Below are 9,053 nucleotides of genomic sequence, written 5' to 3'. Positions count from 1 at the left end.
GGGTTCAGGTGTCCGACGTACAGCGGCTCAAGGAACAGCTGTTTCAGGTCTCGATGGAGGCCAAGCAGGCAGCGGGCGGGCTGGCCGGCTTCAAGCTGCGCTTCACGCAGCACAGCCAGCAGGTCGAGAGCCTGATCGCGGGTACGGCGACCGGGGTGGACCGGGACATCTCCGAGATCCTGGATGCGGCCGGCAAGGCCGTGGAGCAGGCAGCCGAGGCTCTGGAGATCGCCTCGGCCGGATGCAAGAGCTACGCCGACCAGATCTGACCTCCGATGCCGTCGGACCTGCAGCGGGTGGCGCGTGGGTTGGTCGAGTGCCTCGACGAGGTACCGGGCGTGCTGCACCACCTACAGCGCACAGCCGTCCGCTGCCGCGAGAACGCGGCAGTAGCGGCGCAGGGCGGTGCGACTGTGGCCGCGCATCAACTGGACGCTGCCGCACGGGCGTGTGAGGCGGCAGCGCACTACCTGTCGATGGCACCGCCGAAGGCGCGACTGTGGGCCGATCGACTGGTCGGTGGCGGATCGGGGACGGACCGGCTCTCGTCGGACTCCGCCGATCGCAACCGCGCTACTGGCGGCAAGGGCGATGTGGTCGAGCGCGACACCCGCGGTCGCACCAAACGGCTCACGGCGACCTTCGAGGACGTAGAAGTTGCCGACGACAACGAGCCCCCGCTGATCACCGTCGCCCGCAAAGCCTTCGAGAAGTTCCGCAAGGACCACGAGAAGGACGACGAGCAGAACCCGAACCCCGACGAACCTCTCGAGGTCGAGATCGTCGTCACCGAGACCGGCGAGTTCGAGATCGAGGAGAAGACCGAGAAGGAAGAGAAGGAGGAGGAGAAACGCAACGAGCGCCTCCTCGCCGACCACGAGTTCCTGGTCGACCTCGAGGAAGAGGTCGACGAGTTCCTGGTCGACCTCGAGGAAGAGGTCAAGAACCTCCTCGAAGCCATGGCCGAATCCGCCGACCAGTCCTGGGACCACGCCACCTTCACCATCACCCCCACCACCATCGAAGCCACCTTCGACTACCCCGACAACGACAAGCCTCACCCCATCGTCGTAGACATCAACCTCCCCCCGCTCAGGCACGACGGATCGTCGAAAGCGGCAGCGAGCTTCAAGGAGTATCGCGAGCGGCTGGCTGGGAGCGGTCGAACCCGGCCGCTGGTCGGAGATGGTCCAGAGGCTGACTTTCAGCGCAAGCACTGCGGTCCGCTCGAGTACCGACTGACGTCGGACGAGGACCTACCGCGAGCATCGTGGGCCGATGGTTTGGACGATCTGCTCAAGCGTGCCCAGGACGCCAAGTACGTCGCGCCCTCCTCGGAGCGGTCGTTCTACCGCCCGGAGTCCCTGCCGCCCTTCCTGCGGAAGATCGCTGAGGAGAAGAACGATCATCAATTGCTCAAGTACCGCGCGGTGATCGGGGACGTCGACAATCCGGTCGAAGGGCTCGAAATCATCACCAACGATGCGACTGCGGCGGCATACTTTCGAGAGCGGATGCGACTGCTCGACATCCCGGGACAGGTAACCGTACGGCGAGAGGACGATGACTGATGGCGGAGTACCTGGTCGCACCGTTGGAAGAGCCGGACTGGGTGCTGGAGGTCGACGATTTTGCCGAGGCGCTGCAGAGCAGGTGGCCGGGGGCACGTGTCGGCCGAGGAAGTGTCGAGGGCTCGACGATGGCTTTCGAGGCTTTGATTTCGCTGGAACCGGCACCGCGGGAGTTGGGGGTGGCGCTGAGTGGGACACGGCAGGCGGTAAGTCTCGATCCTGCGGACGCGGAGGCTGCGGCGGAGTTTGCGCAGTGGATGGCCAGCAGCGTGCTGCCGGGGGCAGGCCTGCATCTGATCGAACCAGGCTCGTACCGGACTGTGGAGTTGAGCGCCGACATCTCGGTCGGGCAGATTCTTGCGGCGCTGCGCGCTGAATGATCTCCGGAACTGCGGGCGGCTCGGTGTGCGGGCGGTTCGAAAGGAAGTTCGAACGGGGTTGGGGAAAAAGATCTGGGGAATTGCGTCATGAAGCTTTGTGGGGGCCGTCACTACCAGTGAACCCATCCCCACAGGGAAGTGGAAGTGATCGACGTGAACCGTAGGTCTTGGATGCCGCTGATGGGAACAACCATGACGCGCCGGGTGCATTGAGATGTCCGGTGAGTCTGGTTCACAACGTTGCCGTGTACGGGTGTGGTTCGGGGACCATGTCGTCGCGGATTACAGTGCCGAGGCCGAGTTGGCCGAGAGGTATGCGGAGGCGATGGCGCGGCGGTTCGCGGGGTTGAAGGTGACCAGCGATCCGATTCCGGTGACCGATCCGGGGCAGTACCGGGCGTTGCCGGGGGAGCGGTTGTGGGAGGTTGCTCCGAAATGAGCTCTCGCCGTTTTCGGCTGATTCGCCACCATGATGTCTCCGGGGTGAGTGGGACGGGGCCTGTTGCCGAGGGCGTGCAGTTCACCGATGGATCGGTGGCGCTGCGCTGGTACGGCGACTATCCGACGACGACCGTGTGGGACGGGATCGAGTCGGTGGTCGCGATCCATGGTCATGGCGGGGCGACGGAGGTCGAGTGGATCGATCCGGAGTCCGGTCCTGATCCGGAGCTGATGGTGCCGCCGCGCGAGACGCTTGCGGCGCGGCCGTGGCCCGACCTGCACTCCGCGCCCGAACCCGAGGACCCTGACCCTTTGCACCACGAGCGCGACTCAGGCTCGTACGGCGGTGCGCCGCCGGGAAGCTGGTCGTCGTACCGCGTGTTCCGCTGACACGCCCGACGCGACACCCCTAAGCCGGTCCGGATCCGGCGCCGCGGACCCGGGCCGATGCGGCCGCCGATGCCGACCTCCTTTCCGGCATCGGCACCGCCCTCCCCTGTCTCGGGCCCAGCCGAATGCGAGTCCGGCTGGGCCCGAGCACTCAGCGGAAGTCGGTCGCCTCGAGGACGTCCAGGTCGTGGAACGTCGTCGGTCCGTCGCACAGCGCCATCAGGGCGGCCGCGAACTCACTGGTGTCGGGTCGCTTCGAGTTCTCCATCGCTTCCTCGTACGACGCGAACTCGACGATCGCGACGTACCGCGTCGGGTCCTTGCGGTCCGAACACCACACGGAGCGGATCGGCATCGGCCCGTCGCCGCCGGCCTCACGCTTGGCCCGGTAGTCCTCGGAGAGCGCCGTGACCTCGTCCGGTTTCGACGTCCGGTACTCGATGATCTGAACGAAACCAGCCATTTCTCCCCCTTGCTCAAGGCGCCGTCGAAAGGTGCCGTCATGGCCGACACTGCGCCTGGAACCGGTTGTCGGCAAGTGTTCGCGGCCTGCGGTGACGGGACGCCGTACCGGGGTCACTTTCGGTGTGCGGTTCTGCCCTCGGCTAAGCGAGCTGGGTTTTGTCGGTGGGGCCTGATTTGCTTACCTGCATGGAGATTCTGGTCCTTGGTGGGACGGCATGGTTGGGGCGCGAGCTCGCGGCTCAGGCGGTGGCGCGTGGGCATGCGGTGACGTGCGTGGCGCGGGGTGAGAGCGGTGCCGTGGCCGAGGGCGCGGAGCTGGTCGCGGTGGACCGCAGCCTTCCTGATGGGTACGGCGCTGTGCCCGATCGCGACTGGGATGCCGTGTTCGAGGTGTCGTGGCAGCCGGGGTTCGTGCGTGGGGCGCTGGCGGCGTTCGGGGCGCGGGCCAAGCACTGGACGTATGTCTCCACGGGGAACGTGTACGAGAAGTTCGATACGCCCGGGGCGGATGAGACGGCGGCGTTGCGGGCGCCGTCCGAGGATGACGTCGCCGACCGGGAGCAGTACGGCGAGGCCAAGGTCGCGTGTGAGCAGGCGTCGATCGAGGCGGTGGGGGATCGCCTGGTGATCGCGCGGGCCGGGTTGATCGGTGGGCCGGGCGACGGGAGTGATCGGGCCGGGGCGTGGGTGGCGCGGGCTGCCGCGCGGCCGGAGGAGCCGATGCTGGTGCCGGATTCGCCTGACACGCCCACCGCGGTGATCGACGTACGGGATCTTGCCGGGTGGTTGCTCGACTGTGCGACTGAGGGCCGGACGGGAATCTTCGACACCGTCGGTCCCGCCGTGCCGTTCGGGGAGTGGATCGAGCTCGTGCGCGAGGTCGGTGGACACACCGGTCCGGTGGTCAAGGCGAAGCCGGAGTGGCTGGAGGAGCGAGAGGTCGGTCAGTACATGGGGCCGGAATCGCTCACGATGTGGATGTCCGACCCGGAGTATGCCGGTTGGTCCTGCCGGAGCGGCGCCGCGGCGGCAGCGGCGGGGCTGGTGCATCGGCCGCGCCGCGAGTTCTTGGCCGACACGCTCGCCTGGGAGCGCGAGCTGGGCCTGGAGCGCGAGCGACGCGCCGGGCTGAGCCTTGGCAAGGAGAGGGAGTTGATCGCGGCACTGGAAGAGTAGAGGGTTGGGGGATGCGGCTGGTGCTGATTTCGGACACCCATCTGCCGGTGCGGGCGAAACGCCTGCCTGATCCGGTGTGGGAGGCGGTCGACAGCGCCGACGTGGTGATTCACGCCGGCGACTGGGTGAACGTTGCGCTGCTCGACGAGCTGGAGGCGCGCGCTGCCCGGCTGATCGGCTGCTGGGGCAACAACGACGGGCCCGAGCTGCGTGCCAGGCTGCCTGAGGTCGCGCGGGTGACCCTCGACGGGCTGAGCGTGGCGGTCGTGCACGAGACCGGTACGGCGAAGGGTCGCGAGGAGCGCTGCGAGAAGGCGTACCCGGGAGTCGATCTGCTGGTCTTCGGGCACAGTCACATCCCGTGGGACACGACGAGTCCAGGTGGCCTGCGCCTGTTGAATCCTGGATCACCGACCGATCGGCGCAGGCAGCCCCAGTGCACGTTTCAAACGGCTGTCATTACGGCGGGCCGGCTTAAAGATGTTGCCTTGCACAACCTTTAGATCCCCATCGACGGCCGGGTCGGCGTAGGATCTGGATATGACTCCGGCCGGGCGCGGAGGGGTGTCGCCGTACCACCGAGTTACGGCGTCCTCGCGCCCGGCCGAGCGTCGTACCGGGATCTTTGTGCGTCTGGGTCAGACGCGCGCGGCTTGTTTGGCGCGGTCCTTGAGGCGGTCCCGCACCTCTTCCGGCGTGTAGGCGCGACGCTTCCGCTCGCCCCGTGCAATCACTACGCCCGTTGCGGCCACGCCGACGAGCCCCGCAAGTCCTACGACCTTCCATACCTTCATGGCGACTAACCTAGCGACGTGGAGAGCCGGATTTCACTGGATGACGCTACGGAACTGACACGAACAGGTGACATTTGGCTGTTCCGTGGTGAGAGTGCCGCCGATCGCGCGATCCAGACCTTGACCAACAGTCCCGTCAACCATGTCGGGATGGCGATCGTCCTCGACGACATGCCGCCGCTGATGTGGCACGCGGAGCTCGGGCGGTCGCTGGAGGATATGTGGACCGGCACGCATCACCGCGGTGTGCAGCTGCACGACCTGCGGGATGCGGTGACGGTGTGGGCGCGTAAGTACGGTCAGCGCGGCTGGTTGCGTCAGCTGGATCACCCGGTCACGCACGAGATGGAGGACGCCGTACTGCGGACTGTCGCACGACTCGACGGTACGCCGTTCCCCTCGACCGCCCGACTGGCGTCGCGCTGGGTGCGTGGGCGGATCCCGGCGCTGAAGCGCGGTCAGCGGGAGCTCGAGTTGGAGTCTGCGTACTGCGCGGAGGTCGTCGCGGTCACGTACGAGGAGATGGGCCTGCTGATGCCGGGGCGGCGGCCGAACTGGTACGACCCGGGGCGGTTCTGGAGCGGTGACGAACTCGCCTTGATGCACGGCGCGAAGCTCGGGGCCGAGATCGCGGTCGACGTTCCCGTGGAGTAGGCGTGCGGAAACTGTCGGTGGCCTCTGATTGGCTTGTGGTGGGTCGGAAACCGAGCTCGAGGAGGCCCGCATGTATGCCGTGATCGACACCGAGACGACCGGTCTGTTGCCGAGCCATCGGCACCGCGTGATCGAGATCGCCGTTGTCCTGCTGGACGAACGCGGCCAGGTCGAGGACGAGTGGGTCACGCTGCTGAATCCGCAGCGCGACCTGGGGCCTCAACACATCCACGGGATTCTCACTGCCGACGTGCTGGATGCGCCGGAGTTCGGTGCGGTGGCGCGACGGCTGGGTGAGCTGCTGGCCGGGCGGATGGTTGTCGGGCACAACGTCGAGTTCGACCTCGGGTTCCTGCGGGCGGAGTTCGCGCGGCTCGGCTACATGGTGCCGTTGATCACCGAGCGATCGATGTGCACGATGGCGCTGGCCGGACATCTGTATCCGGGGGCTAAACGGACGCTGGGTGCGTGCTGTGCGGCAGCTGGGATTTCGCTCGAGGGATGGCACTCGGCGCTGGCCGACACCCGGGCGACGGCTGAGCTGTTCGGTCATTATCTCCAGGAGTTTCCGTCCCCGCCGCCCTGGCAGTGGGCGTATGAAGAGCTGCGCGGCTGGCGCTGGCCAACGCTGCCTCAGGAGGAGTTCACGCCGACGGTGAGGCCGGTGCACGCCGGTGGCCGGCACGGGTGGATGAGTCGACTCGTCGACCAGCTGCCGCGGGTGCCGGAGCCGCCACAAGCTGACTCGTATCTGGCGCTGCTCGACGGCATCCTGGCGAACCGCGAGATCACCGCGACCGACGCCGACCAGTTGGTGCAGGTCGCGACGGAGCTCGGGCTGACGCGGTTGCAGGTCCAGGATCTCCACTGTGACTACGTTTCCGGGCTGGCCGAGGGGTCGTGGGCAGCCGGTGGGATCACGCCGGAGCGCCGCAGCGATCTCGACAAGGTCGCAGTGATGCTCGGGTATCTGGAGTCCGATGTGGACGATGCGTTGCTGAGGGCAAGCTCCGGCCAGTACGTCGTTCCGCCACGGCCCGGGGCGAGCGGGTTCCCGGCGGGAAGCACGCTGGTGTTCACCGGCGACATGATCGAGTCCCGCGAGGTGTGGTGGGATCGGGCGGTCGCTGCCGGGTTCGCGCCGCAGGAGGCGGTCCGGCCGGACACGACCTTCGTGGTGGCCGCGGACCCGGACAGCCTGTCGGTGAAGGCACGCGCGGCCCGGGAGTTCGGCGTACCGATCATCTCCGTGGACGCGTTCCGGCGGCTGCTGCCGGCCGAGGAGAGACAGCAGCATGCGAGTTAGGGTGCGGGCGTGGAGATTGCTGAGCTGGGGCGACGGGTTTATCAGACTGCGCACTTGACCGGAGAGTTCCTGCTGCGGTCAGGGCAGACGACCGGGGAGTACTTCGACAAGTACCGGTTCGAGGCCGACCCGGTGCTGCTCGACGAGCTCACTGCCGCGATGGTCGCCCTGGTCCCGCCCGACACCGAGGTGCTGGCCGGGCTCGAGATGGGCGGCATCCCCGTGGTGACCGCGCTGAGCCGCCACACCGGCCTGCCGTGCGCCTTCGTCCGCAAGAAGGCCAAGGAGTACGGCACGAAACGGCTGGCCGAGGGCGCGGACGTGGCAGGCCGACGCGTGACGATCGTCGAGGACGTCGTCACGACCGGCGGTCAGATCGTCCTGTCCACCCACGAGCTACGCGCGGCAGGCGCCGAGATCAACCACGCGATGTGCGTGATCAACCGCAACCCCACCACGCCGGAACCCTTGACCGAGGCCGGCCTGACGCTGCACCCGCTCCTCAGACCGGCCGACCTCGTCCCCACTGCCGGGTGATCGGTCAGTCGTCGGCTGGTTCGATTTCGAAGCGGAGTTGTTTGCCGGAGCGGATGCGTTCGACGGCGGCCAGGCAGGCGGGTTCGCTCATGTGGACGCCGATCTCGGCGAGTTTGTGCAGGAGGACCCGGGCGGCGTCTTCGGCCGAGCGGGCGCTGGACTCGTTGATCGCCTCGATGGTGGTGGCGGTGAGTCGCTCACGGATGTCCGGGTGTGCCTCGTGGATGTCGTGGGTGATCCTGAACTCCGTCATGCGATTCCCTTCGTGCCCGGCGGTTGCGGGCACCAGCCTAGGGCCGGGGACCCGCTGTCAGGCAAGGACGCGCGTGACGAAGGTGTCGAGGCGGGTGGTGAGGCGCTCGATGCGGAGTTCGGGGGCGATCGTTTCGCCTTGGGGGACCTCGGGGTCGCGCAGGCCGCGCAGGTAGAGCGAGCAGGCCAGGTCGGCGCAGATGTAGGTGCCGACCGTGTTGCCTTCGCGACCCGCGGTGCCGGCGCGGCGGGCGGCGAAGAGGGCGACGTCGGTGACCTGGTGGGCGGTGGTGCAGAGGTCGCAGAGGCCGGTGCCGCGGCGGGGCTTGGTGGTCGCCTGGGTGTTGAGGGCGATCCCGGTCACCCCCTCGGTACGCCGTACGACGAGGTAGCCGCGGTTGGGCGCCTTGGGGTCCCGCCAGCCGAGGAAGTCGAGTGACTCCCACGGGAGGTCGGTGAACTTTGGCGGCGGCGTCATCGCCTTCACCAGGCTGCGCGTCGAGTTGACGAACGAGCCTCTGATCTCGTCGATGCTGAGCGGTTCCACGCCTCCATCAGAGCTGTTCGCGGGCACCGGCCGCAACCGAAATACCCGAGATGGTTGCCGAAGGCATCAGCTGTCCAGGTAGCCCGCGCTCCGGGTGTCGTCGTGGTTGCGGAGGTCGACGCCGAAGTCGACCCAGGCCTTCAGCCGCAGCAGCACCGAGATGTCGCCGGCCAGGTGCGGGCCGGTCGAACTGGTGACGGTGAGGTCGGTTCCGCCGGCGTCGTCGGGGATGAGGTCGAAGGTGAGGGTGCGGTCGGTGTACCAGGTGAACCGGTACCGGCGGTCCTGGATCGCTTCCTCGATCCGGGCGTCGGTGGTGTGGCCGGCCGGGAAGGCGAAGTGGATCGTTCCGTCGGTCTCGGGCGCGTCGGCCCAGTACCGGGAGCGGCCGCCCGGCGTGCTCAGGGCGCGGTAGACGTCGCTCGGTCCGGACTTGAAATGCAGTTTCCAGGTGGGCAAACCAGAGCACCTTTCGCTGGAGCGGCGTGATCGAGGGGACGCCGACCGGGGCGGACCACGAGGTGGTCCAGATCAAGGTTA

General features: G+C 67.6%; 15 protein-coding genes. 10 read left to right on the top strand and 5 right to left on the bottom strand.

Annotation, left to right across the window (positions count from 1 at the left end):
- Positions 1 to 8: 8 nt before the first annotated feature.
- The 5 genes from ACIA49_RS34145 to ACIA49_RS34125 all read left to right on the top strand — a co-directional run bounded on the left by ACIA49_RS34145 (position 9) and on the right by ACIA49_RS34125 (position 2,782).
- On the top strand, positions 9 to 269 hold the full coding sequence (locus ACIA49_RS34145) for a hypothetical protein (RefSeq protein ID WP_132414728.1): 261 nt from the start codon (positions 9 to 11) through the stop codon (positions 267 to 269).
- Positions 270 to 275: 6 nt separating this feature from the next.
- Positions 276 to 1,571 carry a restriction endonuclease fold toxin-2 domain-containing protein gene (locus ACIA49_RS34140; protein ID WP_396382191.1) on the top strand — a complete coding sequence of 432 codons (1,296 nt, stop codon included), beginning with the start codon at positions 276 to 278 and terminating at the stop codon, positions 1,569 to 1,571.
- Positions 1,571 to 1,951 carry a hypothetical protein gene (locus ACIA49_RS34135; RefSeq protein ID WP_396382189.1) on the top strand — a complete coding sequence of 127 codons (381 nt, stop codon included), beginning with the start codon at positions 1,571 to 1,573 and terminating at the stop codon, positions 1,949 to 1,951. Before ACIA49_RS34140 ends, ACIA49_RS34135 begins: the two co-directional genes overlap by 1 nt.
- Before the next feature lie 253 nt (positions 1,952 to 2,204).
- The gene (locus tag ACIA49_RS34130) at positions 2,205 to 2,390 is read left to right on the top strand and encodes a hypothetical protein (protein WP_396382188.1); all 186 of its coding nucleotides are present in this window, start codon (positions 2,205 to 2,207) and stop codon (positions 2,388 to 2,390) included.
- Positions 2,387 to 2,782, top strand: a complete 396-nt coding sequence (locus ACIA49_RS34125; RefSeq protein WP_396382186.1) for a hypothetical protein — start codon at positions 2,387 to 2,389, stop codon at positions 2,780 to 2,782. The genes ACIA49_RS34130 and ACIA49_RS34125 overlap by 4 nt, the downstream gene beginning before the upstream one ends.
- Before the next feature lie 151 nt (positions 2,783 to 2,933).
- Here ACIA49_RS34125 and ACIA49_RS34120 read toward each other — a convergent pair whose 3' ends face one another.
- Positions 2,934 to 3,245: a hypothetical protein gene (locus tag ACIA49_RS34120; protein WP_396382185.1), complete on the bottom strand. Its 312-nt coding sequence runs from the start codon at positions 3,243 to 3,245 to the stop codon at positions 2,934 to 2,936.
- A gap of 188 nt (positions 3,246 to 3,433) precedes the next feature.
- Between ACIA49_RS34120 and ACIA49_RS34115 the strand changes: the two genes are divergently transcribed.
- Together ACIA49_RS34115 and ACIA49_RS34110 are read left to right on the top strand one after the other, a co-directional pair.
- The gene (locus ACIA49_RS34115; RefSeq protein WP_396382184.1) at positions 3,434 to 4,423 is read left to right on the top strand and encodes an oxidoreductase; all 990 of its coding nucleotides are present in this window, start codon (positions 3,434 to 3,436) and stop codon (positions 4,421 to 4,423) included.
- Positions 4,424 to 4,434: 11 nt separating this feature from the next.
- Positions 4,435 to 4,926: a metallophosphoesterase family protein gene (locus tag ACIA49_RS34110; protein WP_396382181.1), complete on the top strand. Its 492-nt coding sequence runs from the start codon at positions 4,435 to 4,437 to the stop codon at positions 4,924 to 4,926.
- A gap of 135 nt (positions 4,927 to 5,061) precedes the next feature.
- Here ACIA49_RS34110 and ACIA49_RS34105 read toward each other — a convergent pair whose 3' ends face one another.
- Positions 5,062 to 5,217 (bottom strand): hypothetical protein, encoded by a 156-nt coding sequence (locus ACIA49_RS34105; protein WP_391545858.1) that lies wholly within the window; start codon positions 5,215 to 5,217, stop codon positions 5,062 to 5,064.
- 150 nt (positions 5,218 to 5,367) lie between these two features.
- Between ACIA49_RS34105 and ACIA49_RS34100 the strand changes: the two genes are divergently transcribed.
- From ACIA49_RS34100 to pyrE, 3 genes are all read left to right on the top strand, one after another.
- Entirely contained in the window at positions 5,368 to 5,871 is a 504-nt protein-coding gene (locus ACIA49_RS34100; RefSeq protein ID WP_396382178.1) for a hypothetical protein, read from the top strand.
- Positions 5,872 to 5,941: 70 nt separating this feature from the next.
- Positions 5,942 to 7,177 carry an exonuclease domain-containing protein gene (locus ACIA49_RS34095; protein WP_396382175.1) on the top strand — a complete coding sequence of 412 codons (1,236 nt, stop codon included), beginning with the start codon at positions 5,942 to 5,944 and terminating at the stop codon, positions 7,175 to 7,177.
- A 9-nt stretch (positions 7,178 to 7,186) separates the two neighbouring features.
- Positions 7,187 to 7,714 carry an orotate phosphoribosyltransferase gene (gene pyrE, locus ACIA49_RS34090; RefSeq protein WP_396382173.1) on the top strand — a complete coding sequence of 176 codons (528 nt, stop codon included), beginning with the start codon at positions 7,187 to 7,189 and terminating at the stop codon, positions 7,712 to 7,714.
- A gap of 4 nt (positions 7,715 to 7,718) precedes the next feature.
- Here pyrE and ACIA49_RS34085 read toward each other — a convergent pair whose 3' ends face one another.
- The 3 genes from ACIA49_RS34085 to ACIA49_RS34075 all read right to left on the bottom strand — a co-directional run bounded on the left by ACIA49_RS34085 (position 7,719) and on the right by ACIA49_RS34075 (position 8,972).
- Complete coding sequence (locus ACIA49_RS34085; RefSeq protein WP_396382170.1) at positions 7,719 to 7,967, bottom strand: hypothetical protein; 249 nt, start codon at positions 7,965 to 7,967, stop codon at positions 7,719 to 7,721.
- Positions 7,968 to 8,024: 57 nt separating this feature from the next.
- A complete protein-coding gene (locus ACIA49_RS34080; protein ID WP_396382168.1) occupies positions 8,025 to 8,513 on the bottom strand; it encodes an FBP domain-containing protein in 489 nt (162 codons plus the stop codon).
- A 66-nt stretch (positions 8,514 to 8,579) separates the two neighbouring features.
- Complete coding sequence (locus ACIA49_RS34075; RefSeq protein ID WP_396382167.1) at positions 8,580 to 8,972, bottom strand: SRPBCC domain-containing protein; 393 nt, start codon at positions 8,970 to 8,972, stop codon at positions 8,580 to 8,582.
- Between the last annotated feature and the right edge of the window lie 81 nt (positions 8,973 to 9,053).

The organism is Kribbella sp. NPDC051587 (assembly GCF_044453945.1).
Lineage (GTDB): Bacteria > Actinomycetota > Actinomycetes > Propionibacteriales > Kribbellaceae > Kribbella.
Note: the sequence above shows the minus strand (reverse complement) of the source record. Positions and strands in the feature narration are given on the sequence as shown.